We start from the raw sequence: 25,203 nt of genomic DNA, 5'->3' as shown, positions 1-25,203 counted from the left end.
TCCTCAAACAAAGCGGCAGCTGATGGCGCCCATGTTGCCGTAGTCGACGTGGAAGGTATCGCCCTTGCGCGCCGGGACCGGGCGGGTGAAGGAGCCGCCGAGGATAATTTGCCCGGCTTCGAGCTGGACATCGTACGGCGCCAGTTTGTTGGCCAGCCAGGCCACGCCGTTGGCCGGATGATTGAGTACGCCCGCGGCGACGCCGGTCTCTTCAATCACGCCGTTGCGATACAGCAGGGCGGAGATCCAGCGCAGGTCGAGCTCATCCGGTTTAATCGGCCGGCCGCCGAGGATCACCCCGGCGTTGGCGGCGTTATCGGAGATGGTGTCGAACACTTTGCGCGGACGCTGGGTTTCCGGGTCGATGTTGTGGCAGCGCGCATCGATGAGCTCCAGCGCCGGGATAACGTAGTCGGTGGCGTTGTAGACATCAAACAGCGTGCAGTTCGGGCCGCGCAGCGGTTTGGCCAGCACGAAGGCCAGCTCGACTTCAATACGCGGAACGATAAAGCGGTCGGTGGGAATATCGCTGCCGTCGTGGAAGAACATATCGTCGAGCAGCGCGCCGTAGTCCGGCTCGCTGATCTGCGAACTGGCCTGCATCGCTTTAGAGGTCAGGCCGATCTTGTGGCCTTTGAGCGCGCGGCCTTCGGCGATCTTCATTTCGACCCACTCGCGCTGGACGGCGTAGGCGTCCTCAATGGTGATCGACGGATAATCCAGCGAGATCGCGCGGATCTGTTCACGCTGTTTTTCGGCCTGGTTCAGCCGCTGGGCAATCAGGGTGCGGGTCTGTTTATCGAGCATAGTGATTCCTGTGGCATTGCATTGCCGGATGGCGCTTTGATTATCCGGCCTACAAATTCATGGCCCTTGTAGGCCCGGTAAGCGCAGCGCCACCGGGCAATTTGCACGTTATTTAAATAACGCGTGCACGTTGTTCTGTTTGTAGTTCAGCGTCGGGTCGAGTTCTTCCATGGCGAACGACAGCGCCAGATAGCGGCTCTCCATTAGCGCGGCAAAATGGGCTTTGATCAGTGCGAACAGCATATCTCCCACGTCCTGACGGCTCTCCAGACTGCGCCCGGCGCCGATCTTCAGGGTCATATGCACGAAGGCGTAATCCTGCTTGCCGTCGGCCATCTGCCAGGTATCGAGCCAGTGGGCGCGGCTGCGGATCCCGCCGATCGGAAAGATGCCGGTGGCGGCCAGCGCCTCGTTGACTTTGGCGAACAGGCCCGGTAAATCGGCCTGTTCACGGATATTGTCGGTACACTCGGCGATAAAATGCGGCATGGGGCCTCCTTACGCCTGCGCCGGCAGTGGGAACACGGCGTTGACCTGGCCGGTGCCGGAACTGGCGAATAGCTCGGTGATAAACTCCACCTTGCCGTCGTATTTATCCCAACCCAGCAGACCGAGCAGCATCACCGTGTCGTGCATATTGCCTTCGCCGTAGCAGTAGTCGGCGTACTCCGGCAGCATGGTGCAGAACTCTTTGAATTTGCCCTCCCGCCACAGCTTCACCACCCGCTCATCCATTTGATGGTCAAATTCGCGGGTATAGCTGTTCATCCCCTCTTCGGCGCGCTGGTCGTCGATAAAGCGATGCGACAGCGAACCGCTGGCCAGCACCGCCACGGTGCCGTCATATTTGTCGATGGCCTTGAGGATGGCCTCGCCCAGCTTGCGGCTGTCGGCAAAATCGTGAACGGTACAGAAGGCGGAAATGGACACCACTTTGAAATGCTTATCGCTATTCATGTAGCGCATCGGCACCAGGGTGCCGTACTCCAGCTTCAGGCTCGGAATATTGTGCGCTTTGGCGCGTACGCCAAGCTTGACGGCCTCGTCGGCAATCAGGTGGCCCAGCTCCGGGTTGCCGTCGTAGTCGTAGGTCATGTCGCGAATAAAATGCGGCAATTCGTTACTGGTGTAGACGCCCTGAAAATGGTCGGCACAGTTGATGTGGTAGGCGCTGTTGACCAGCCAGTGGGTATCAAACACGATAATGGTATCGACGCCCATTTCACGGCAGCGCTTGCCGATTTCTTTATGCCCGTCGATCGCGCCCTGGCGGCAGCCGTGGTTTTTCCCCGGCAGCTCAGACAGATACATCGACGGCACGTGAGTGATTTTTGCTGCTAACGCTAACTTACCCATATCAGACTCCCCATTTCGGGATCGGATGGTCGCCCATCGAGATGCAGACGTTTTTCATTTCGGCGAACACTTCAAAGCTGTATTCGCCGCCTTCGCGGCCGGTGCCGGAGGCCTTCACGCCGCCGAACGGCTGGCGCAGGTCGCGCACGTTCTGGGTGTTGACGAACACCATCCCGGCTTCAATACCGCGTGCCAGACGCAGCACTTTGCTGACGTCCTGGGTCCAGATGTACGACGCCAGGCCGTATTCCACATCGTTCGCCAGACGCAGCCCTTCCGCTTCGTCTTTGAACGGCAGCAGGCAGGCGACCGGGCCAAAAATCTCTTCCTGAGCGACGCGCATGCGGTTGTCGACATCCGCCAGTACCGTCGGGCGCAGGAAGTTGCCGGCTTTCAGATGCTCCGGCAGGTCGGACGGTTTATCCGCGCCGCCGGCCAGCAGGGTGGCGCCCTCTTCGATGCCGAGGCGAATGTAGCCGGACACTTTCTCCCAGTGCTGCTTGCTAATCAGCGCGCCGACCTGGGTATTCGGATCGGTCGGATCGCCCACGCGCAGGCGGTTGGCGCGCTCGGCGAAGCGCTTGACGAACTCCGGATAAATACTCTGCTGAATGAAAATGCGCGAACCGGCGGTGCAGCGTTCGCCGTTGATCGAGAAAATGGTGAACAGCGCGGCGTCGAGTGCGCGCTCAATATCGGCGTCTTCAAAAATCAGCACCGGCGATTTTCCGCCGAGCTCCATAGAGTACTTTTTCAGACCGGCGTTCTTCATGATGTTGCGGCCGGTGGCGGTGCCGCCGGTGAAGGAGACGGCGCGCACATCATGATGGCGCACCAGCGCGTCGCCGGCGGTGGCGCCATAGCCCTGCACCACGTTGAGCACGCCAGCCGGGATCCCGGCTTCCAGCGCCAGCTCGCCCAGACGATCGGCGGTCAGCGGCGACAGCTCGGACATTTTCAGCACCGCGGTATTCCCCAGCGCCAGGCACGGCGCCACCTTCCAGGTGGCGGTCATAAACGGCACGTTCCACGGCGACACCAGCGCGCAGACGCCAACCGGCTGCACGAGGGTATAGTTAAGCATCTTGTCATCGACCGGATAGGTCTTGCCGTTCATCTGCTGGCACACTTCGGCGAAAAATTCGAAGTTATGCGACGCCCGCGGGATCAGCACGTTTTTGGTCTGGTGGATAGGCAGGCCGGTATCGGCGGTTTCCATCGCCGCGATCTCCGGGACGTTCTGATCGATCAGATCCCCCAGGCGGCGCATCAGGCGCGCGCGCTCTTTCATCGGCAGGTTAGCCCACTTCGGAAAGGCCTCTTTCGCCGCCGCTACCGCCTGGTGAACCTCGGCTTCGCCGCCAGAGGCGACTTCAGCCAGTACCTCGCCGGTGGCCGGGTTGGTGGTATGAAAATAGTCTGCGCCGGCAACGTTTTTACCGTTGATCCAATGGTTAATCTTTTTCATGACAGTGTCTCCTCATACGCTTGCTGGCTGATGATATGGTTGACCAGGCGGCCCACGCCCTCGACTTCAACGATCACCTCGTCGCCCGGCACCACATCGGATAGCCCTTTCGGCGTGCCGGTGGCGATCATGTCGCCCGGTTGCAGGGTCATAAATTCGCTTAAATAAGCGATGAGGAACGGGATGCTGAAGATCAGATCGGCGGTGGTGCCCTGCTGGCGCAGTTCGCCGTTGACCCAGGTACGCAGGGCCAGATTATGCGGATCCGGGATCGCCTCTTTGGCGACGATCCACGGGCCGATCGGCGTCAGGGTGTCGCGGCTTTTCACCCGCAGGTTCGGGCGGTAGTAGTTTTCCAGATAGTCGCGGATCGCGTAGTCGTTGCACACGGTATAGCCAGCGACATAGTCCATGGCCTCGGCTTCGCTGACGCGGCGCGCGGTTTTCCCGATCACCACCACCAGTTCGGCTTCGTAGTGCATGTATTCGACGTTATCCGGGCGTACCGACTGCTGCTGGTGGCCAATAAAGGTGTTCGGCGCTTTGATGAACACCAAAGGCTCGGTTGGCGGCTTAAATTCCAGCTCGCTGGCGTGGTCGGCGTAGTTCAGCCCCAGCGCGAACAGCGTGCCGTCGGCGGGCGGCAACCAGCGGAATTCGCCTTCTTTCAATACCGTGCCATCGTTCAGGCGCACCTGGTCGCGTTCATCGACCAGCACGTCGCGTACCTGTCCCTGCCATTCAATGCGTGCCTGTTTCATGCCAGCTCTCCTTCTGCGACAACTGGGTTTTCCAGCGCCGGGAATCCGTCGGCGAGAATACGTACGCGGTCGCCGGGGCGCAGCGTGACGCGAGAGTGGGGCGTGCCGATAAGGATCGCGTCGCCGGGATTGAGGGTGGCGAACTCGCTTAAGGCGCTCAGCAGCTGCGCGGCGTTACGCTGCAGATCGCCGGTATGCCAGCTATCCGCCTCGCGGCCGTTGATTTCGGTGATGATGGTCAGGTTATCGACGTTACGCACCGCCGACAGCGCGCCGACGGGGCAGAAGCCATCGCGGCATTTCGCCTTGATCGCCGGGCGATAAAAACTCTCTTCCGGCAGACTCACATCGTTAGCCAGCGCGTAGCCGGCGATATAGTTCGCTGCCTCTGCCGCCGCCACTTTACGCGCGGTTTTGCCGACAATCAGCGCCACCGTCGCGCCGCTTTGTACGGTCTCGCCCTGCGGATAGGGGATCGCCTCGCCGTCGCCAATCACGGTATTGCGCGGCTTGATAAACCAGACCGCGGTTTTCGGCGGCGTCTTGTAGGGGGCCTGTTGAAACGCTTCGCGCCAGGCGTCGAGCTGGCTGCGATGATTGAGCGCAACGGCGAAGATGGTACCTTTCATTCACCACTCCTCTGGTACTGATTTCGGATTTAAATGCATTTCATTAATATGTTAATGATCATCTTTTATGCTTTGCGGCCAGGTTTAGCAACTGGAAGTGAATGTTTTGTGATCGGATTAACACAATATTTACACATCAATAACTTATTGGTTTTTAATCAATGAGTTGACTGTTTTTCAGGAAGAGGCTGGTACTTTTCAGGTGCAGAAACCGGTTGTACATGGCAGGATTAAAGCTAATTATTAAGTTGTTAATAAGTTTTGGATGAGGCTGTAGAGGGGATACTATGCATGATTCATTAACCATTGCCTTGTTGCAGGCGCGTGAGGCGGCGATGGCCTACTTTCGGCCGATCGTCAAACGGCACAATCTCACCGAACAGCAGTGGCGGATCGTGCGAATTCTCGCCGAACGTCCGTCGATGGATTTTCACGATCTGGCCTTTCGCGCCTGCATCCTGCGCCCCAGCCTGACCGGGATTTTGACGCGCATGGAGCGGGATGGGCTGGTGCTGCGCTTAAAGCCGGTTAACGATCAGCGCAAGCTGTACGTCTCGCTGACGCCTGCCGGAACCGCGCTGTATGAAAGCGCTCAGGCCGAGGTGGAAGAAACCTATCGTCTGCTGGAGGCCCAGTTCACCACGGAAAAGCTGCAGCAACTGACCTCGCTGCTGGAGGAGTTTATTGCGCTTGGCGTCCCTGCCGGGCGCGGTGATGAAGAAGAGTAGCGGTTACGGCTCGGCGCTCGGCCGGGCGAGGGTAATAAGCGTTTCCGCGCGGGCGGGGGCCAGCGGTTCTCTTGGCTGCGGCAGCGGCCAGCCGTACAACCAGCGGGCGCTGGCGGCGCAGGTACGCCCCTGACAGGCGCCCATTCCGCAGCGCTGGGTCAGTTTGGCCTGCAGCCAGCCTCCGGCGGCCGCCACATCGCCGCAGCGTACATCCTCGCAGCGGCACAGCAGGCTCTCCGGCGTTGCGGCGTCTTTCAAGGATTCCGTCAGCCGGAAGGTACGGTTGATTGCTTCGGCGAAACGCTGCCAGCGGGCGCGGCGGGTAAATAACGCCTGCGCTTGCTGGCTGGCCCCGGCGGCGGCATACCCGGCGATTTCGCCCTCCGCCAGCGCCAGCTCGCTACCGCCGAAACCGGTACACTCGCCGGCGGCATAGATATCCGTGACGCTGGTCTGCTGCCAGCGGTTAACCTGGATCGCCTCCTGTGCCGTGGCGCAGCCAAACAGCAGCCCCGTCTCGATATTGGGTATCAGCCCGTAGCCGATAGCCAGCCGATCGCAGGCGATAGTTCGCTCGACGCCGCGCTGGCGAAGCGTAACGGCTTCCAGCCGCGTTGCGCCGTGAGCGCGGATCGCCTGCGCGCCGCTCAGATAGCCTTTCGGGGCCAGCGTCGCTAACTGGCGCAGCTTCTGCGGCCAGCGCCACAGCCCGCTGGCGAAGCGCAGCAGCGCCGGGAGCGGCGCTTGTTCAATGATATTCGTCACGTCGCCTCCAGCCTTGTTCACCGTATCCGCCACCGCCAGCAGTAGCGGACCGCTGCCGGCAATCACCACCTTTTCTCCTTTCAGCGACAGGCCCTGTTTGATTTGCGCCTGCAGGCCGCCCGCGCCGGTCACGCCGGGTAAGGTCCAGCCGGGAAAGGGCAGCGACAGCTCGCGCGCGCCGCAGCAGAGGATCAGTTTCTGCCAGCAAACCACGCCGCCGCCGTCGGCGGTTTCAAACAGCACGCTGTGCGCGGAGGGGCGGGCAATCAGCCGCGCGCCGTTCACTACCCGGATGGCGGCAGACGCGGCGATGGCGTCGCGGTAGCGCCGGGCCAGGGCGGGCTGCGTCGCCTGCGGACCCGCGCGCCAGATTTGTCCGCCAGGGGCGGGGTTATCGTCGAGAATAATCACCTGTTTATCGCAGGCGGCGGCGGAGAGCGCGGCCGCCATGCCGGCGGGGCCGGCGCCGAGGATTAAAATGTCACAGCGCAGCGTGTTCATCGTGGCTCCTTTCTATTTGCATACCGGCCCGGCACAGGGTCTGGCAGGCCAGCACCCGAAGGCCATCGACGGTGACCCGGCACTCCTGGCAGACGCCCATGCCGCAAAACGGCGCGCGGAGCTCGCCGTTAACCGCCTGGCGGGTGGTGGGGTCGCCGGTCAACGCCAGCGCCGCCGCCACGCTAATGCCTTCCGGCACCGTCAGCGCTTCGCCATCAATGGTGATAGTGAGCGTGGCCTTCATGCAATCGCCTCCTGTTGACACAAACGGGCCGGGAGCCAGGCGTCGGGCGCCAATGGGCAGCGTTCATCGAGGATCTGCGCCGCCAGCAGTTCAGCTGTGGCCGGAGCGGTGGTGACGCCCAGCCCTTCATGGCCCAGCGCCAGCCATACGCCACGGCGCGTGGGATGCGGGCCGATCAGCGGGTTGCCATCCTGCGAGGCGGCGCGCAGGCCGCTCCAGCAGCGGATGATATTCAACGTCGCCAGCGCCGGCACGAAATGGCGGGCGCGATCGAGCATCTGCGCCAGCAAGGGCAGATCCAACTCGCGCTCACGGTTATCAAACTGACGCGAAGAGCCAATCAGCAGCTGGCCGGTTGGCCGCGGCTGAAGGTTAAACGCCACCGAGGTGCCGCCGCCATGGGCGCTGGCGCCGTAACCCAGCTCAACCAGCTGGTGATGCACCCGCGGCCGGTAGCGATCGGTAATCGCCAGTTGGCCTTTTTTCGGTCGCAGCCAGTTTTCCGCTAACAGCGCGTTGGCTTCAAGTCCGCAGGCCACCACGATGGCCCGCGCCTGTAGCCGTTTGCCGCTGGCGAGCAGCACCTGCGGTTCGGTAATCGCCTGCGCGCTGTCGTGCAGGCAGGTAAGATGGTCTCCGGCATCGGCCATCAGCCAGCGGGCGACGTTTGGCGCGTAAAGGATGCCATCGCCTGGCACCCACAGGCCGCCCGCCAGCCCGCCGCGCAGCAGCGGCTCGCGTCCGGCGATCTGCTGCGGGGTCTGGCGTTCGCTGGGCACCTGATAGCTGGCCAGCCGCCGCTGTTTGTCGCCAGCCACGGCCATCTCTTCTTCGCTTTCCGCCAGCCACAGCGTGCCGCAGCCGCGCCAGGCGCAATGGTCGGGCATCCGTGGCGTGATAGCGCGCCAGCGTTCCAGCGACCATGCCGACAAGGCAAGCTCGGCGGGGTCGTCATCCATGCACACCAGATGGCCCATACCGGCCGCCGTCGCGCCGGGCTGACCGTCATCGATAAGCGTCACGCTCTGCCCCCGCTTCGCCAGCTGCCACGCGCAGGCGGCGCCGATGATCCCGGCGCCGATCACGATGACGTCGCACTGCTTCACGGCGCGATCCCCCAGCAGAAGGGATCGTCAGGGTTGAGGATCAACTGGTTGTCTCCACACACCCAGGCTTCGCCGCGGATCGTTGGGATGATGCCTTCCGCGGTGCGCTGGTAGCTGGCGGTAAACTGGCTGCCGATGATGCTGGCCTGACGCCAGATTTCCCCCGGCTGCAGCTTGCCATCCTGCGCCAGGCAGGCCAGCTTGGCGCTGGTGCCGGTACCGCACGGCGAGCGATCCCAGGCCCTTCCCGGACAGAGTACGAAGTTGCGGCTGTCGGCGGTATCGTCATCGGCGAAGAGTTCGATATGGTCGATAACGCCGCCGTCGTCGCCGCGGATCCCCGCGGCTTCCAGCCCCTCGCGCACTGCCCAGGCGTAGGCGGTGAGCTGTGGAATATGTTCGGGGGTAATGGCGAACGGGTGGTCGTTAATCAGGAAAAACCAGTTGCCGCCCCAGGCAATATCGCCGATGACGGGACCATGCGCGGTCTCAACGCGGATCTGTTTTTTCCAGCGGCGGGCCGGGACGTTTTGCACCGATACGCTGCCATCGTCGTGCAACGTAGCGCTTACGTCGCCGACCGGTGTTTCAATCAGATGTACGCCGGGCTGGATACGCCCAAGCCAGGCCAGCGAGGCGATAAGCCCGATTGTGCCGTGGCCGCACATATTCAGAAAACCGGCATTGTTGAAGAAAATCACGCCAGCGGTAGCCGCCGCCGAGACCGGTTTGCACAGCAGCGCGCCGACCAGTACGTCATTACCGCGCGGTTCGAGAATGGCCGCCTGACGCCAATGGTCGAAGTCGCGGGCGAAGCGGTCGCGGCGCTTCGCCATGCTGCCATCGCCGAGGTCGGGGAATCCGTCAACGATCAGGCGGGTCGGTTCGCCGCCGGTGTGTGAATCAATAGCTCTCAGCGTAACAGGGGGGCGTGGCGCGGTCATCAGGCTCTCCGGAAGTTAACAACATGTTTCATCATGCTGGCGCAACCTTTCCCGGCCTGCTTGAGCGCTTTCGTCAGAGAAAATGACGAAATCTGCACAGTCATGAGCGCGGTATATTTCTATTTCACATAGTTATTTCTTATTAATCATTTGCTTAATGCTGTGGTAAACCGAAAGTGACCATTGCGCCAGTGGCTAAATCAGGGGAAGGCGTAAAGCGGATCCAGGATCGCAAAACCGAGGGATGCTGCTTGAGGTGTTAACGGAAAGTGAATAAATATCCTTCGGTCACTTACCATGAGGAGGCCTTATGATCGGTGTTTCTGATGCGGCGCCGCCGCGCGCGGTTAACCAACCTGAGCTGGCCGTCGATGAGCTGAGCCAGATCTGCGAAGGGCTGGCGCGCCAGCGGCCGGAAAATATGCCAGCGCTGCTGAATGCGCTGGCGCTGATTGCGCCCCTGCTCAATGCCATTCCTAATGTGGTCTTTTTTATCAAAGATCGTCAGGCGCGCTATCTGCTGGCGAACCTGACGCTGGCCCGCCGCTGTGGTTTCAAAAGCGTCTCCTCGCTGCTGGGCAAAACCTCCGCCGATGTCTTTCCTTCCGCGCTGGGTCAGGGTTATACCGAACAGGATCTGCGGGTGTTGCGCGAAGGTGTGACCCTGCGCGATCAGCTGGAAATGCATCTCTACAATGGCCGCGAGCGCGGCTGGTGCCTGACGCAGAAACTGGCGCTGCGCGATGTCCGCGGGCAGGTGATCGGCATGGCCGGGATCTCGCACGATCTGCAGGAGGCTCATGCCCGCCATCCGGCGTGGCAGCGGCTGGCGATCGTCGACGATCATATCCGCCGCCATTATCACCGGCCGATCGCCATGGAAGAGTTAACCGCCTTAAGCGGGATGTCGATTGCGCAGATCGAACGCTACTGCAAACGGATCTTTCATCTCACTCCGCGGCAGATGATCCACAAAGTGCGGCTGGAAAAAGCGACCGAACTGCTGGCTGGCGATACGCCGATTACCGATATCGCCCTGCAGTGCGGGTATACCGATCACAGCGCCTTTAGCCGCCAGTTCAAGGCGATGACCGGCTCGACGCCGCGCGATTTTCGCCTCACGCTGCTCGGATAAACGCTGGCTCACACTTTTGCCGACTGTGCTAATTTCGTCATCGTATTGAGGGAAAACCGACAAGCCGCCGGTTCCGCGACACGTCAATCTGTCAGTGAATATTCACCATTCATTCACTTCGACTTAACAAAATGACGACAAGGAACCGAGCATGAGCAAAAAAGCGATTCACTGGAGCGGCGTATTCCCGGCGGTCAGCACGCAGTTTCGTAGCGATTACTCCCTCGATTTAGACGCCACTCACGCGGTGATGAAAAACCTGGTGAAAGATGGCGTTTCCGGGCTGGTGGTGTGCGGCAGCGTAGGGGAGAACACCTCGCTGAGCACCGATGAAAAACTGCAGATTATCGAGGTGGCGAAGGATGCCGCCGGCGGCAAAATTCCGGTCATCGCCGGGGTGGCCGAGTTCACCACCGCCTTCGCCCAGAAAATGGCGAAAGAGGCGGAGCGCGTCGGCGTCGACGGGATCATGGTGATGCCGGCGCTGGTCTACTCCTCAAAACCGCATGAAACCGCGGCCCACTTCCGCAGCGTGGCGAGCGCTACCGACCTGCCGATTATGGTCTATAACAACCCGCCGATTTACAAAAACGACGTGACGCCGGACATTCTCGCCACCCTGACCGACTGCGACAACATCGTCTGCTTTAAAGACTCCTCCGGCGATACCCGCCGCTTTATCGACCTGCGTAACACCGTTGGCGACCGCTTCGTGCTGTTTGCCGGGCTGGATGACGTGGTGGTGGAAAGCATCGCCGTCGGCGCGGAAGGCTGGATCTCCGGAATGTCCAACGCCTTCCCGCGCGAAGGGGAAACGTTATTCCGTCTCGCCCGCCAGCAGCGTTACGAAGAGGCGATGGCGCTGTACCGCTGGTTCATGCCGCTGCTGCATCTCGATGCGCGTCCGGATCTGGTGCAGTGCATCAAGCTGTGTGAAGAGTTGCTGGGCCGCGGTAGCGCCATTACCCGTCCGCCGCGTCTGGCGCTGGAAGGCGAAACGCGCCAGCAGGTGGTGGCGATCGTTGAACAGGCGCTGGCCACTCGTCCGACGCTGCCGGATGTCGGCCTCTGAGCACAGGAGTCACTATGAATGCATCTCAGACCATGGCGGGACGGCAGTTTATCGCCGGACGCCGTATTGCCAGCGGTGAGGCGACGCTATTGAGCCTGCGGGCGGTGGACGGCGAAGCCACCGGCCACCGCTTTTATCCGGCTTCCCGTGAGGAAGCCGCACTGGCCGCAGAAGCCGCGCAGCAGGCCTTTGCCGTCTATTCACAAACCACGCCGCAGCAGCGGGCGCACTTTCTCTGCGCGATTGCCGATGAACTGGACGCGCTGGGCGAGCCGTTTTTTGCTATCGCCGGGCAGGAGACCGCGCTGCCGCTGGCGCGGCTACAGGGAGAGCGGGCGCGCACCAGCGGCCAGTTGCGGATGTTTGCTGGCGTGATCCTGCGCGGTGATACCTTCGCCGCCCGTATTGATACCGCCTTAGCCGACCGTCAGCCGCTGCCGCGCCCGGACCTGCGCCAGTATCAGCAGGCGTTAGGGCCGGTGGCGGTGTTTGGCGCCAGCAACTTTCCGTTGGCCTTTTCTACCGCTGGCGGCGATACCGCCTCGGCGCTGGCGGCTGGCTGCCCGGTGGTGGTGAAGGCCCATCCGGGCCATATGGCCACCGCCGAGCTGACCGCCGAGGCGATCGTCAGGGCGGTGGTACGGTGCGGTTTACCCGGCGGCGTATTCAATATGATTTTCGGGACCGATATCGGCGCCGAATTGGTCCGTCATCCGGCGATTCAGGCCGTTGGCTTTACCGGTTCGTTGGCCGGCGGTAAGGCGCTGTATCAGCTGGCGCAGCAGCGACCGCAGCCAATTCCGCTGTTTGCTGAAATGTCGGCGATTAACCCATTGATTATTCTGCCGCAGGCGCTGCAGACGCGGGCCGAGGCGCTGGCAAACGAGCTGGTGGCGTCATTCACCCTCGGCGGCGGCCAGTTCTGTACCCGTCCGGGGCTGATTCTGGCGCTGCGCGGCGCCGGGCTGGAACGCTTTAAGTCGGCGCTGTGCGCGGCGGTAGCGGACTCCACGCCGCAGGTGTTGCTCAATGCGCCGACCCTTCAGCACTACCGTCAGGGAGTGGCGGCACTGGCGGCGCACCCGCGTATTGAGAGGCTGGCGAGCGGCCTCGTCGCCGGCGTCGGGCAGGCGCAGACCCAGTTGTGGCAGGCTCAGGTCGAGGATCTGCTGGCGCAGGATACGCTGCTGCAGAGCGAAGTTTTCGGCCCGCTGTCGCTGCTGGTGGAAGTGGACGATGAGGCCCAGCTGCAGGCGGTGGTGAAAGCGCTGCAGGGGCAGCTCACCGCGACGGTGCATGCTGAGGCGGATGATGGCCCGCTGGCGGCGAGCCTGCTACCGCTGCTGTGTGAGAAGGCCGGACGGGTGCTGTTTAACGGGTATCCCACCGGCGTGGAAGTGTGCGATGCGATGGTCCACGGCGGCCCGTGGCCGGCGACCACCGACGCACGCGGGACCTCGGTCGGCAGCCGGGCGATTGAGCGTTTTCTGCGCCCGGTCTGTCTGCAGAACGCGCCGGCTGCCCTGTTACCGCCGGCGCTGCAGGATGCGAACCCTTTGAACCTGCTGCGCCTGGTCAACGGCCAGTGGACCCGGGAAGCGATTTCCTCCTCTCATTGACGCAAGGGCATCACCATGACCATTCACACTACGCATAACAGTCAAACCCGCGTTGCTGAGTCGGGTAAGTTTAAAAAACAGCTGACCCTGACCGATCTCACCTTTATCGGCCTGGGGGCGATATTCGGCTCCGGATGGTTATTCGCCGCCAGCCACGTGGCCTCCATCGCCGGTCCGGCCGGGATCGCCTCGTGGGTGATCGGCGGCTTTGCAGTATTGCTGCTGGGGATTGTCTACTGTGAACTGGGGGCGGCGCTGCCGCGCGCCGGCGGCATTATTCGCTACCCGGTCTTTTCCCACGGTGAGCTGATGGGCTATCTGCTGGGGTTCATCACCTTGATCGCTTTCTCCAGCCTGATCTCAATTGAAATCGTCGCCGCCCGGCAATATGCCGCGGCCTGGTTTCCGGCGCTGACCCAGCCGGGCTCCAGCTCGCCGACGCTGCTGGGGTGGGTGGTGCAGTTCCTGCTGCTCTGTTTCTTCTTCGCGCTTAACTACTACAGCGTTAAGACCTTCGCCCGATCGAACAACTTCATCAGCGTGCTCAAGTTTTTGGTGCCGTTGCTGGTGGTGGTGACGCTGTTCGCCTTCTTTAAACCGGAGAACCTGCACGCGCAGGGGATTGCGCCATTCGGCATGTCCGGGGTGGAAGCGGCGATCAGCGCGGGCGGAATTATCTTCGCTTATCTGGGACTGACGCCGATTATCTCGGTGGCCAGCGAAGTACAAAAGCCGCAGCGGACTATCCCTATTGCGTTGATTTTATCAGTGGTGCTGTCGACGATTATCTACGTGCTGCTGCAACTGGCGTTCCTTGGCAGTATCCCCACCGAAATGCTGAACGGCGGTTGGGCCGAGGTGAGCAAACAGTTCTCGCTGCCGTATCGCGATATTGCCATTACCCTCGGCATGGGCTGGCTGGCCTTTATGGTGATAAGCGATGCGATCATCTCCCCGAGCGGCACCGGCAATATCTATATGAACGCGACGCCGCGGGTGATCTACGGCTGGGCGAAGGCGGGTACTTTCTTTAAAGCCTTTACCCATATCGATAAAGCGTCCGGGATTCCGCGTCCGGCGCTGTGGCTGACCTTCGGGCTTTCAATCTTCTGGACGCTGCCGTTCCCCTCCTGGGAACAGCTGATTAGCGTGGTGTCGGCGGCCCTGGTGCTGAGCTACGCCATCGCTCCGGTGACCGCTGCCGGGCTGCGCCGCAACGCGCCGGATCTGCCGCGGCCGTTCCGCGTGCGCGCCTTCGGCATCATCGGCCCGGTATCGTTTATGATCTCGGCGCTGATTGTCTACTGGTCAGGCTGGAATACGCTCTCGTGGCTGCTGGGGCTGCAAATCGTGATGTTTGTCGTCTACGTGATGTGCAAAGGTAAGGTGCCGGAACATACCGTGAGCCTGGCGCAGCAGGTGAAGTCTTCGCTGTGGCTGATCGTGTTTTATGCGTTGATTATCCTCTTTTCCTGGCTGGGCAGCTTCGGCGGGCTTAATGTTATCGGTCACCCCTGGGATACGGTGCTGGTGGCGGCGATGTCGTTGGGGATTTACTACTGGGGCGCGCGCAGCTGCCTGCCGCAGGCTAACTTTAGCGGAGACGAAGAAGAGTAAAGGAGAACAGTATGGAGTCGGTAACTCTATCGTTACCTGAAGCTTATGACCTGGCGCTGGAGGTACTCAGCGCCAATGGATTTAGCGCCGACCACGCGGCGGCGATTGCCCGCAATGTGACCGCCGGGGAACGCGATGGCTGCGCTTCCCACGGCCTGTGGCGGCTGTTGGGCATTGTCGATACCCTGCGCAAAGGTAAGGTATCGCCCGATGCCGAGCCGCAGATCCATGACCAGGCGCCGGCGATTGCGCGGGCGGACGCCGGGGGCGCTTTTTCACTGCTGGCCTACGAGCGCGCGCTGCCGCTGCTGCTGGAGAAGGCGCGGCAAAACGGCATTGCGGCGCTGGCGATTAACCGCTGCGTCCATTTTTCCGCGCTGTTTGCCGATATTGAGCCGTTGACCGAGGCAGGGCTGGTGGGGCTGGCCTGCACGCCAAGCCACGCCTGGGTCGCCCCGGCGGGCGGCACGCGTCCGCTGTTCGGCACCAACCCTATCGCCTTTGGCTGGCCGCGGCGGGATAAGCCGCCGTTTATTGTTGATATGGCGACCAGCGCCGCGGCGCGCGGTGAGATCCAGCTGTATCAGCGTGCTGGCAAAGCGCTACCGGAAGGCTGGGGAATCGACAGTCAGGGACAGCCAACGACCGATGCCGCGGAGGTGCTGAACGGCGCGATGTTAACCTTTGGCGGGCATAAGGGCTCGGCGCTGGCGGCAATGGTTGAGCTGCTGGCCGGGCCACTTATCGGCGATATGACCAGCGCCGAATCGCTGGCGTGGGATAACGGCGCGGGTGGGCTCCCCTACGGCGGCGAGCTTATCCTGGCGCTGGATCCGCAGCGCTTTCTCGGCGCGCAGGCACAAGAGCAGCTGGCGCGCGCCGAAACGCTGTTCAATGCGATGCAGGATCAGGGCGCGCGGCTGCCGGGCGAGCGGCGTTTCGCCTGCCGTCAGCAGAGTGAGCAGCAGGGGGTTACCATCAGCCGTTCATTGCATGATGAGATTTGCGCCTTGCGGCCATAGTAAAGCGCGGAGCGCGGCGGGCCGACCATCAGAGCGACAGGCGCATGGCGCAGCGCGACTCGGGCGGTAGGCCGTGCCGGGTCTCCTGTTCCCTTTTTGCCGCCAGTCCGGCAGGCAGGGTCAGCTCATCGAGCATGGTGAATCCCAGACGGGTATAAAACGGCGCATTCCACGGCACCTCGCGGAAGGTGGTGAGGGTTACCGCCGGGTAGCCCATCTGCTGTGCGCCCTCAATAACCTGCTTCAGCAGCATCCGGCCGATGCCCTGATGCTGCCAGTCCTGATGGACGGCGACTTCGACGATAAATAACGCATCGTCGAGCGGTTCGGTCAGAATAAAGCCAATCGGCTGCCCGGCGGCTTCCGCCAGCAGGCTATGCTCTGTTTCCAGATAATCATGATGACGCGCAACGCTAATCACCTCGCTGTCCGCCAGCCAGGCGAGAGAGGGGATCTGGCGAAATGCCTGGGCGGCAGAACGTTCAATGGCGGGCAGAAGGGCGATATCGCTCTCCTGAGTCAGGCGTAATACGGCATCGGCAGTTATAGTGTTAGTTTTCATCACCTCAGCATAGCAGCCTTCGGGAGAAAAGTATGGAGCTGACCGCCGTTCCCGCCACGCAGTTCAGCAGCGTGCAGTTAACGGATATTCTCAACGCCTGTTTTGAAGCCTATCTGGTGCCTGTTACCCAGTCGGTGGCGGGATTTGTACAGCGTTTCAGCGCCGAGGGGATGAGCCTGATCGATTCCCGCGTCTGGCTGGCCGGAGATGAACCGGCGGCGATCGCGATTGTCGCCCGCCGGGGAAGTGCCGCTCGCCTGGCGGCCTTTGCCCTGCGCCCGGCCTGGCGCGGCAAAGGCCTGGGCCGGGAACTGATGCAAGATCTGCTAATGCTCCTGCAACAACAGGGGGTTGAGACGGTATCTCTGGAGGTGATCCGCGATAACCATGCGGCCGTCGCGCTATATCAGACGCTGGGCTTTACGCGGCGCTATGGGCTCTGCGGCTACCTGAGCACAGCGCCTCTGGCTGCGACATCGAAGGTGTTACAGCTTTATCCCACCCTGGCCCTGCTACGGCGCGTCATTGACGAGAGTAACAGTCAGCTCCCCTGGCTGCTGGATCCGCTCACCTTCGCCACCCTGCCATGTCAGGTCGTGACGCTGGAACAGCGCGCCTTCGCGGTTCTAACGACGGCGGGCTCACGGCCTGTACTGCAATTTTTGTGGGTGGAGCCCGCCGCCCGCCGTCAGGGGCTGGCGCGTGAGCTGCTGGTGACGCTGGCGCAGCAGTTCCCGGGTGTGGGGACTTCGGTGACGGTCCCGGAAACGTTTACACCGCTGTTTGCCGCGGCGGGATATGCGCCGCTATCGCTGCAGCAGTATGAAATGAGCGCAACGATGAATGCCCTGCGGTCAGCAGGGCGTTAAGATTCAGTCGTTACGCGGGTCACTAATCGGCTGGCGAACCAGGAAAATGTAGGCCAGTGCGCCGAGAGCGGTCACACAGCCGCATATAACCAGTGCCAGCTGGAAGGAATGGGTGGTATCGACAATAAATCCGGTCACCACCGGTGCGAATGAAGCGCAGATAAAGCTGGCGAAATTCTGAATACTGCCGACGGAAGCCGTCATTCTTGATGCTACGGCGACGTGGATCAATCCCCAGCAGGACGTTCCGGCAAAATGAATACAGAACAACGCCATACCGATTAATAGCACCGCCGCGATTGAGGTGGTGGCATGCGGCACGATCAGCGTAAACGCCGCGGAGCAGAACATCCCGGCAATAATGCAGATCTTGCGGCTTTTGATCGGGGCCATGCCGCCTTTGACCAGCCAGTCGGTGACGTAGCCATTGATCAGCATACCGGCGGCACCAAACAGGAAAGGAATGGCGGCCATAAACCCGGTACTTTTCAGATCGAGGTTATACGCCGTTTGCAGGTAACCCGGCAGCCATGCCAGATATAGCCACGCGGTATAGTTGATGCCGCTGAAGCCGAACATCATTCCCCACATGGTTTTGTTTTTAAACAGACTGCGCCATTCGGCAAAGCTCAGCGGGTCGCGGCGCACGTTGACGCTTCCGGCATTAAGGTAGGCCTGCTCATCGGCGGTGAGGGGGATATCCTCCCGGTTGCGATAAAGCATATACCAGCCGATAGCGACAAAGATCCCCAGTACGCCGATGGTAATAAACATCCAGCGCCAGCCCATCATCAGCATCATCGCGGCAAGGATCGGCGGGCTGATCGCCACGCCAATCGTCGAGGCGGCGTTAAAGAAGCCCATTGGGCGACCGCGCTCTTTAATATTAAACCAGTCGTTGATCACCTTGACGCCGCACGGGTTCATCGGCGCTTCGCCGATCCCCATGCCGATACGCACCAGGACAAACTGCGTAAAGCTGTGCACCATCCCGGAGACCGCCTGAAATAGCGACCAGAAAAACATCCCCAGCCCCAGCATGATGCGTGGACCTTTGCGATCCAGCAACGGCCCGCAGGGCAGTTGCGCAATGCCATAGGCCAGAGAGAAAACCGATAACAGCGCCCCGATTTCAGTGGCGGTAAGCCCTAACTCCTCGCGAATCGTTAAGTTCGCAACGGACAATGAACTTCGGTCGAGGTAGTTAATCACCGCCGCCAGAAATAACAGAATCATTGCCGTTGTTTGAATCTTTTTAATACGAGAACTACGTTGTAGTGTATTTTCTAAGGGAACTGAAAGGGTTTCCGCTTCCCCCTTTTTAAAGTCGGTCTGCGGGTCTATGGTTATATTTTGTGATTCCACGCCTGACTCCTGATTATTATGTTTGAATACCAAGTGACAACGAATGGGGTAAACATCATCCACCTGTTTCACAGTAAAGTAAGTCGACTTGTTTTCAGCATAAATAACCTTTTTGAGGGCGCCGGATTACGTTTTTGGATTTGTGCTGTTGCTAATCATTTTCTGTTTTTAATCGGTACTTAATGTGCCAGCGATTCACTTTGCTTGAGAGAGTTAATCATGGATTGCTTCGCGGAGTTCAGGTGGTTACGTAGCGCCAGGTTGGCATCCAGATCGCTGCGACAGATGAGTGCGCTCAGGATCGTCATATGTTCATCAATGGCGATGATATTGCGCTGTTTAAGGTCACTTTCATCCCACTGATAGTGGAAGTGAAAGATCACGGAAATAATTTCAAGTGATTGATTAAAAAATATATTATCAGCAGCGGAAAGCAGCAGCGAATGAAAATCACGATCGAGCTGGGAGAACATACGAAAGCTGTTGCCGATGCTGTCCCGCAGGGTGCGGTGGCGCTCGAGCAGGGTTTTGGCCTGCAGCCAGCGGGCATCGCTGTCCGGCAGATTAAGAAAATGTTGAAGTGCGTGGGTTTCCAGCATTTCCCGCAATTCGAACAGTTGCTCGGCCCAGGATTGCTCAAATTTTTTCATGTTCCACTGGCCGCGCTTTTCGCTTTCAATCAGGTTGTAGCGGCTGAATTTCAGTAAAAATTCTCTGACCACGACCGGGCTGACGCCCGCGGCACGCGCCAGTTGCAGTTCGGAGAACCGCTCCCCGGCGCGTAGCTGACGCTGGTTAATCATGGTAAAAAACGCTTGTTCAAAGAGACGGTTTTGTTCGGTCAGCGAGGCGCTGGAACCATCGAAGCCGTCCTGTACTTCCGGCTGACGAAGGATCTGGTAGTCGTGATTGACCTGGCTCAAGACGCCGCGCTCGCATAAGTGGCAAAGGATATGGCGCACCGTGGTGCGGCTGATGTTATACATCTCCGCCAGTGCGCTTTGCGAGGGTAGCGGCGAGGGGATAAAGCCACGCGCCATATCGTTGATGACCTGGTTAATAACATTGTGACGTAGGTTTTGTGAGCGACTCATAACGTTTTCCTTTTTTATCCATTAAAGCCGGATTTAAAACAGTTTTGTGCGCGACATTTCACAGATTTTGCAATGAGTTTCACTCTGTTTCTATTTTTCATCGATATCTAAGCCAACAAATACGGAGGCAATTATTATGACATCGATGAATACTTTAGTGTGTCAGGAACCTAAAAAACTACACTGGGAAAAACGCCAGATTCCCATTCCCGGCGATGATGAAGTGCTCATTAAAATAAAGGCAGTGGGGATTTGTGGGACAGACATTCATGCATGGGGCGGCAATCAGCCTTTTTTTAGTTATCCGCGTGTTCTTGGACATGAAATATGCGGTGAGATAATTGGGCTGGGTAAAAATATTCTTAATTTGAAGAGCGGCCAACAGGTTGCTGTGATTCCCTATGTCGCCTGCCGCCAGTGTCCGGCCTGTCTGAACGGCCGGACAAACTGCTGCGAGAAGATTTCGGTGATCGGCGTGCATCGGGACGGCGGGTTTAGCGAGTATCTCTGCGTGCCGGTAAACAATCTGCTGGTGGTGGATGACGTTGAGCCGGAAGCCGCAGCGCTAATTGAACCCTTCGCCATCAGCGCCCACGCGGTGCGCCGCGCCGCTATCCGGGCAGGGGAGCAGGTGCTGGTGGTTGGCGCGGGCCCCATCGGCCTTGGGGCGGCGGCGATCGCTAAGGCTGACGGCGCGCAGGTGGTGGTGGCGGATACTAGCCCGGCGCGGCGCGATCATGTGGCACAGCACCTTGGTCTGACAACGCTCGACCCTTCCGACCCGCAGTTTATCGAACAGCTGTGCGCAGCCTTCGGCGGTTCTCTGGCGCAGAAAGTGATTGACGCGACGGGAAATCAGCAGGCGATGAATAACACCGTTAATTTAATCCGTCACGGCGGCAGCATCATTTTTGTTGGTCTGTTTAAGGGAGAACTGCAGTTCTCCGACCCGGAATTTCATAAGAAAGAGACAACGATGATGGGCAGCCGTAACGCGACGGAAGAGGATTTTGCCAAAGTTGGGCGGCTGATGGCCGAGGGGAAAATCACCGCCAGGATGATGTTAACCCACCGTTACGACTTCAAATCGCTGGCGGACATTTACGAAAGCGACGTGATTAACAATCGTCAGCTGATCAAAGGCGTTATTCATTTTTAGCAGGTAAGCTTATGAAATCGTTAAACAGACAAGATTTTCCCGGGCCGCAGTACCCGACGCGCGCGATTCAGTTTGGCGAGGGCAACTTCCTGCGGGCATTTATTGACTGGCAGCTGGATCTGCTGAATGAGCAAACCGATCTGGCGGCGGGCGTGACCATTATTCGCCCGATCAACACCGCGTTTCCGCCGTCGTTAAATACCCAGGACGGACTCTATACCACGATCATTCGTGGGTTGAATGAACGCGGCGAGGCGGTGAGCGAATCGCGGATTATTCGCTCCGTTAATAACGAGCTCAATCCCTGGCAGGATTTTGCCAGCTATCTGGCGCTGGCTCGTAATCCGGCGATCGCGTTCGTATTTTCAAATACTACCGAAGCGGGTATTAGCTATCATGCCGGAGACCGGCCTGACGATAAGCCGCCGGTTAGCTTCCCGGCGAAGCTGACCCAACTGCTGCTTGAACGTTTCCGCCATTTCAATGGCGCTGCGGATAAGGGGTGGACGATTATCCCCTGCGAGCTGATCGACTACAACGGCGAAGCGCTGAAGGCGCTGGTGCTACGCTACGCCAAAGAGTGGCAATTGCCCGCGGCTTTTCGCGACTGGGTTGAGACCGCCAATACGTTTTGTTCAACGCTGGTTGACCGCATCGTCACCGGCTACCCGCGTGATGAAGCAGAAAAGCTGGAAGCGGAGCTGGGCTACCATGATGCTTTCCTTGATACCGCCGAATACTTTTGGTTATTCGTCATTCAGGGTCCGCAGGCGCTGGTGGAAACGCTGCGGCTGGATCGCTACCCGCTTAATATCCGCATCGTAGAGGATATCCGGCCCTATAAAGCGCGCAAGGTTGCCATTCTTAACGGTGCGCATACCGCGCTGGTGCCGGTAGCATGGCTGTGCGGGGTGGATACGGTTGGCGAAGCGATGCGGGACGAAGCCATTCGGCATTATGTGCAGCAAACCATCGGCGAAGAGATTATTCCGGCGCTCGATTTACCGGCCGAGGAGCTTCGTCAGTTTGCCGATGCGGTCACCGGGCGCTTTCTTAATCCCTATATTCGCCATCAATTGCTCGCCATCGCCCTGAACGGCATGACTAAGTTCCGCACCCGGATCCTGCCGCAGCTGCTGACGACAATCCGCCAGCACGGCGCGATCCCGCCGCGGCTAACGTTTGCCCTGGCGGCGCTTATCGCCTTCTATCGCGGCCAGCGCGACGGACAGGTGTATCCGCTGCAGGATGATGACGTCTGGTTAACCCGCTTCTCGCAAGGATGGAAGCAGGTGGCGAACGGGAGCCCGCTGCATGGACTGGTGCTGGAGGTTTTACAGGATAACGCGCACTGGGGTGAGGATCTGACGGCCATTCCCGGCCTTTCCGACCAGGTCACGCGCTATCTGGAAATGATTTTGCGCTCAGGAATGCGGGAGGCCCTGGCGCGGCTGTAACGGTTTTGTTATGCGGCGTCCGCGGATTTGGGCGCCGTTTTTTTTGTGCTCCGAACCGCAAAAAGTGAATTTAGCGCCAACGCCTGGTGGATTTCCCGCATCATAAGCCTCTGTAAGGTGAAGAGGGGGATGTCATGCGTAAAACGGAACTGTTGGCTTTTCTGCAAAATCAGACCGATTTTTTTGATCCGGATAACCTGAGCGAGGTCTTCACCGCTGGCTACCTGGCTCAGCGTTTCGCGATGCAAAGAAATACCGCCAGCCACTATCTGAATCAGTTGGTGGCCCAGGATGTGCTGGTGAAGATCAATACTCGACCAGTCTATTTCCTGCATAAGGCCGCCTTCTGCCAGCAGTTTTTCCCTCTTTCCCGCAGCGAGTACGCCAGCATGGCGGAGCTGCTCGCAGAGAGCGACCGGCAGCCGGAGCAGGCGGATCATTTCTCATTGCTGACCGGCCATGACGGTAGCCTGCGCAAGCCTATCGAACAGATGAAAACCGCGCTGTTTTATCCCAACGGTGGGCTTCCGCTGCTGATCGTTGGCGACAGCGGAACTGGCAAGAGCTATATGGCGGAGCTGATGCATGAGTTTGCTATCGCCCAGGGGCTGCTGCCGCCCGATGCGCCTTTTGTCAGCTTTAACTGCGCCCAGTATGCCAGCAACCCGGAGCTGTTGGCCGCCAACCTGTTTGGTTACGTCAAAGGCGCGTTTACCGGCGCGCAGAGCGATAAAGCCGGGGCGTTTGAAGCGGCAAACGGCGGCGTGCTGTTTCTCGACGAAGTCCACCGCCTGGATGCGCAGGGGCAGGAGAAGCTGTTCACATGGCTGGACCGTAAGGAGATCTATCGGGTGGGGGAAACGGCGCAGGGGATGCCGATTTCGCTGAGGCTGGTGTTTGCCACCACCGAAGATATTCACAGCACGTTTCTGACCACCTTTATTCGTCGTATCCCGATCCTCGTTAGCCTGCCTGATTTACAGACCCGCAGCCGCCACGAAAAAGACGCGCTCACGCTGCAGTTTTTCTGGCAGGAGGCGCGCACGTTGGCTACCCGGCTGCAGCTGACGCCCCGGCTGCTACAGGTGCTGACGCACTATGTTTATCGCGGTAACGTCGGTGAGCTGAAGAATGTGGTGAAATACACCGTGGCGTCGGCCTGGGCCAGGTGTCCGGGCAGCGAGATGCTTACCGTGACGCTGCACGATCTGCCGGAAAATATCATGGCTGCGACGCCAGCGCTCAGTGAAGCGATGGGCCAGCAGGAGCCGCTGCTTATCGAGCCGCAGACCAGCCTGGTCTGGCTGCTGCGCGCGCGCGACCCGATTCAGGGGCTGATTTATGATACTCAGTGCCGCGTTCTCGCGCTGTATGAGGCGGTGCAGAGTAAAAAAACGCTCTGGGATGAGGCGCAAAAAAGCATGGGCGAGGAGATTGAAACCCTCTTCGATCGGCTGATTTTCGATAATCACGATGCCAATAGTTCGCATATGCTGCTACTGATAACGCATCAGGTGCGGGAGGAGTTTTATCGCCTTGAAAAGCGCTTCAATATCCAGTTTAACGGCAACTGTATCTACGCTATAAGCCACTACCTGATACATCGTTCCCGGCAGGGGCCGTCCACGATGAGCAACGAGAAAAGCCGCCTGCTGGAGGATTTTCTGGCGCAGAAATATCCGCTGCTGTATCGCTTTTGCGAAGAGATCCTCGCTGCGCTGGCGCTGAAGCTGGACATTGAACCCCGGCGCATTGACCTGCTGCTGCTGGTGCTGTGGTTACATAAAAATGGCGCCATCAGCCAGCAGCAGGTGACCCGGGCAATTATCCTCGCCCACGGTTACGCCACCGCCAGCAGCATCGCCAACGTGGCGAACCGGTTGCTGAAAAGCCAGCTGTTTGAGTCATTCGATATGCCGCTCGACGTGACGCCGGAGGCTATTGCTAACCAGGTGATGGCCTATATTGAGAGCCACGCTCTGGCGTCAGGGTTGATCATTCTGGTCGATATGGGATCGCTGAACGCCATTCATCGCCATTTTAATCGTCGGCTGAGTACGCCGATGGCGATAATTAATAACGTCTCGACCGGGATGGCGATGTACGTTGGGGAGCGCATTTTGCAGGGCGTTATGCTGGAAGATATCGTCCGCGACATCGGCGATGACCTTGCGGTTGAGCACCAGCTCTATTACCCGCAAACCGATAAACCGCGGGCGATTCTTACGACCTGCGCGACCGGTCTGGGCGCGGCAGCGAATCTGTCGGCGCTGTTAAAAGCCAGCATTCCTGAAGCGCTGGGGATCGATATTGTGGCCTGTGATGTGGAAACGCTCGCCGATCCCGCGCGGCGGCAACCGATGCTCAGCCGCTATGAGGTGCTGGCGATCGTCGGTACCCTGGATCCGCAGCTTGCCGATCTGCCGTGGATCTCGCTGGATTCGCTGATTTCCGGCCAGGGCAGCCGCCCGCTGATGCGTATCTTCGGCGAGCTGACCTCCTCTGAACAAGTCAGCGAGATCAATAACCTGATCCTGAAAAATTTCTCGCTGCGCCGGGTGATCGAGTCGGTGACGATCCTCGATACCGCAAAGGTCATCAATCAGGTCGAGCAGTTTTTACTGCGCTATGAGCATCTGGCCGGCAGCGACGTGCCCAACGATCGCAAGGTGGCGCTGTATGTGCATATCAGCTGTCTGATAGAGCGCCTGATCCGCAACGCGTCGCCATCCCATTATTCCGGAAGGCAGTGTCCGCAGAGCGAGCTGGCGACGCTCCGCGAGGCTTTTAGTGTCATAGAGAGCGGGTATAGTGTCAAAATCCCCGTCGTCGAGCTCTGCTACATTCATGATATCCTGACGCGGGAAACGGAATTTATTCAGGAAGATCAAGAGTTTTAGTTCCCTCAGTCCGTTCGTCTTTG

At 59.6% G+C, this 25,203-nt stretch carries 23 protein-coding genes and 1 pseudogene; 10 read left to right on the top strand and 14 right to left on the bottom strand.

Annotated features, from left to right (window positions below):
- Positions 1–3: 3 nt before the first annotated feature.
- The 7 genes and pseudogenes from hpaH to R0140_RS23660 all read right to left on the bottom strand — a co-directional run bounded on the left by hpaH (position 4) and on the right by R0140_RS23660 (position 5,244).
- The gene (hpaH, locus tag R0140_RS23690; protein ID WP_023339540.1) at positions 4–807 is read right to left on the bottom strand and encodes a 2-oxo-hept-4-ene-1,7-dioate hydratase; all 804 of its coding nucleotides are present in this window, start codon (positions 805–807) and stop codon (positions 4–6) included.
- Positions 808–915: 108 nt separating this feature from the next.
- Positions 916–1,296, bottom strand: coding sequence for a 5-carboxymethyl-2-hydroxymuconate Delta-isomerase (locus R0140_RS23685; RefSeq protein WP_008807573.1), 381 nt, complete (start codon positions 1,294–1,296; stop codon positions 916–918).
- Between the two features lie 9 nt (positions 1,297–1,305).
- On the bottom strand, positions 1,306–2,163 hold the full coding sequence (hpaD, locus tag R0140_RS23680; protein ID WP_009485358.1) for a 3,4-dihydroxyphenylacetate 2,3-dioxygenase: 858 nt from the start codon (positions 2,161–2,163) through the stop codon (positions 1,306–1,308).
- A gap of 1 nt (position 2,164) precedes the next feature.
- Positions 2,165–3,631, bottom strand: coding sequence for a 5-carboxymethyl-2-hydroxymuconate semialdehyde dehydrogenase (gene hpaE, locus R0140_RS23675; protein ID WP_049152942.1), 1,467 nt, complete (start codon positions 3,629–3,631; stop codon positions 2,165–2,167).
- A complete protein-coding gene (locus R0140_RS23670) occupies positions 3,628–4,392 on the bottom strand; it encodes a fumarylacetoacetate hydrolase family protein (protein ID WP_008807571.1) in 765 nt (254 codons plus the stop codon). Before R0140_RS23670 ends, hpaE begins: the two co-directional genes overlap by 4 nt.
- Positions 4,389–5,021, bottom strand: a complete 633-nt coding sequence (locus R0140_RS23665; protein ID WP_012969003.1) for a fumarylacetoacetate hydrolase family protein — start codon at positions 5,019–5,021, stop codon at positions 4,389–4,391. The genes R0140_RS23670 and R0140_RS23665 overlap by 4 nt, the downstream gene beginning before the upstream one ends.
- A gap of 58 nt (positions 5,022–5,079) precedes the next feature.
- Positions 5,080–5,244: pseudogene (locus R0140_RS23660) on the bottom strand (hypothetical protein).
- Positions 5,245–5,308: 64 nt separating this feature from the next.
- On the opposite strand from R0140_RS23660, the gene hpaR reads away from it, so the two are divergent.
- Positions 5,309–5,749 (top strand): homoprotocatechuate degradation operon regulator HpaR, encoded by a 441-nt coding sequence (gene hpaR, locus R0140_RS23655; protein ID WP_002887503.1) that lies wholly within the window; start codon positions 5,309–5,311, stop codon positions 5,747–5,749.
- A 3-nt stretch (positions 5,750–5,752) separates the two neighbouring features.
- On the opposite strand, the gene R0140_RS23650 is transcribed toward hpaR, so the two are convergent.
- The 4 genes from R0140_RS23650 to R0140_RS23635 are packed head-to-tail and all read right to left on the bottom strand — an operon-like array spanning position 5,753 to position 9,309.
- Complete coding sequence (locus R0140_RS23650; RefSeq protein ID WP_032736633.1) at positions 5,753–7,015, bottom strand: NAD(P)/FAD-dependent oxidoreductase; 1,263 nt, start codon at positions 7,013–7,015, stop codon at positions 5,753–5,755.
- The gene (locus R0140_RS23645; protein WP_023322030.1) at positions 6,996–7,259 is read right to left on the bottom strand and encodes a (2Fe-2S)-binding protein; all 264 of its coding nucleotides are present in this window, start codon (positions 7,257–7,259) and stop codon (positions 6,996–6,998) included. Before R0140_RS23645 ends, R0140_RS23650 begins: the two co-directional genes overlap by 20 nt.
- Positions 7,256–8,365, bottom strand: coding sequence for an NAD(P)/FAD-dependent oxidoreductase (locus R0140_RS23640; RefSeq protein ID WP_032736634.1), 1,110 nt, complete (start codon positions 8,363–8,365; stop codon positions 7,256–7,258). The genes R0140_RS23645 and R0140_RS23640 overlap by 4 nt, the downstream gene beginning before the upstream one ends.
- Positions 8,362–9,309: a 4-hydroxyproline epimerase gene (locus R0140_RS23635; RefSeq protein ID WP_048271461.1), complete on the bottom strand. Its 948-nt coding sequence runs from the start codon at positions 9,307–9,309 to the stop codon at positions 8,362–8,364. The genes R0140_RS23640 and R0140_RS23635 overlap by 4 nt, the downstream gene beginning before the upstream one ends.
- Before the next feature lie 310 nt (positions 9,310–9,619).
- Between R0140_RS23635 and R0140_RS23630 the strand changes: the two genes are divergently transcribed.
- The 5 genes from R0140_RS23630 to R0140_RS23610 all read left to right on the top strand — a co-directional run bounded on the left by R0140_RS23630 (position 9,620) and on the right by R0140_RS23610 (position 15,774).
- Positions 9,620–10,444 (top strand): helix-turn-helix domain-containing protein, encoded by an 825-nt coding sequence (locus tag R0140_RS23630; protein ID WP_008807566.1) that lies wholly within the window; start codon positions 9,620–9,622, stop codon positions 10,442–10,444.
- A 151-nt stretch (positions 10,445–10,595) separates the two neighbouring features.
- Complete coding sequence (locus R0140_RS23625) at positions 10,596–11,516, top strand: dihydrodipicolinate synthase family protein (protein ID WP_008807565.1); 921 nt, start codon at positions 10,596–10,598, stop codon at positions 11,514–11,516.
- Positions 11,517–11,530: 14 nt separating this feature from the next.
- Positions 11,531–13,135 carry an aldehyde dehydrogenase (NADP(+)) gene (locus R0140_RS23620; RefSeq protein WP_064160791.1) on the top strand — a complete coding sequence of 535 codons (1,605 nt, stop codon included), beginning with the start codon at positions 11,531–11,533 and terminating at the stop codon, positions 13,133–13,135.
- A gap of 15 nt (positions 13,136–13,150) precedes the next feature.
- Positions 13,151–14,752, top strand: coding sequence for an APC family permease (locus R0140_RS23615; RefSeq protein ID WP_012542949.1), 1,602 nt, complete (start codon positions 13,151–13,153; stop codon positions 14,750–14,752).
- Between the two features lie 11 nt (positions 14,753–14,763).
- Positions 14,764–15,774: an Ldh family oxidoreductase gene (locus R0140_RS23610; RefSeq protein ID WP_023322033.1), complete on the top strand. Its 1,011-nt coding sequence runs from the start codon at positions 14,764–14,766 to the stop codon at positions 15,772–15,774.
- 28 nt (positions 15,775–15,802) lie between these two features.
- Here R0140_RS23610 and R0140_RS23605 read toward each other — a convergent pair whose 3' ends face one another.
- The gene (locus R0140_RS23605) at positions 15,803–16,336 is read right to left on the bottom strand and encodes a GNAT family N-acetyltransferase (RefSeq protein ID WP_032736636.1); all 534 of its coding nucleotides are present in this window, start codon (positions 16,334–16,336) and stop codon (positions 15,803–15,805) included.
- A 32-nt stretch (positions 16,337–16,368) separates the two neighbouring features.
- Here R0140_RS23605 and R0140_RS23600 point away from each other — a divergent pair, with 32 nt between their 5' ends.
- Entirely contained in the window at positions 16,369–17,205 is an 837-nt protein-coding gene (locus tag R0140_RS23600) for a GNAT family N-acetyltransferase (RefSeq protein WP_012542947.1), read from the top strand.
- Between the two features lie 3 nt (positions 17,206–17,208).
- On the opposite strand, the gene R0140_RS23595 is transcribed toward R0140_RS23600, so the two are convergent.
- Positions 17,209–18,570: an MFS transporter gene (locus R0140_RS23595; RefSeq protein WP_016160246.1), complete on the bottom strand. Its 1,362-nt coding sequence runs from the start codon at positions 18,568–18,570 to the stop codon at positions 17,209–17,211.
- 179 nt (positions 18,571–18,749) lie between these two features.
- Positions 18,750–19,664 (bottom strand): GntR family transcriptional regulator, encoded by a 915-nt coding sequence (locus tag R0140_RS23590; protein ID WP_008807558.1) that lies wholly within the window; start codon positions 19,662–19,664, stop codon positions 18,750–18,752.
- A 136-nt stretch (positions 19,665–19,800) separates the two neighbouring features.
- On the opposite strand from R0140_RS23590, the gene R0140_RS23585 reads away from it, so the two are divergent.
- The 3 genes from R0140_RS23585 to R0140_RS23575 all read left to right on the top strand — a co-directional run bounded on the left by R0140_RS23585 (position 19,801) and on the right by R0140_RS23575 (position 25,180).
- Positions 19,801–20,823, top strand: coding sequence for a zinc-binding alcohol dehydrogenase family protein (locus R0140_RS23585; RefSeq protein WP_032756154.1), 1,023 nt, complete (start codon positions 19,801–19,803; stop codon positions 20,821–20,823).
- An 11-nt stretch (positions 20,824–20,834) separates the two neighbouring features.
- Positions 20,835–22,280: a tagaturonate reductase gene (locus tag R0140_RS23580; protein WP_032740408.1), complete on the top strand. Its 1,446-nt coding sequence runs from the start codon at positions 20,835–20,837 to the stop codon at positions 22,278–22,280.
- A gap of 134 nt (positions 22,281–22,414) precedes the next feature.
- Entirely contained in the window at positions 22,415–25,180 is a 2,766-nt protein-coding gene (locus R0140_RS23575; protein WP_049152931.1) for a sigma 54-interacting transcriptional regulator, read from the top strand.
- The last annotated feature ends 23 nt before the right edge of the window (positions 25,181–25,203 follow it).

Source organism: Klebsiella sp. w6 (assembly GCF_033100215.1).
Taxonomy (GTDB): domain Bacteria; phylum Pseudomonadota; class Gammaproteobacteria; order Enterobacterales; family Enterobacteriaceae; genus Klebsiella; species Klebsiella variicola.
Note: the sequence above shows the minus strand (reverse complement) of the source record. Positions and strands in the feature narration are given on the sequence as shown.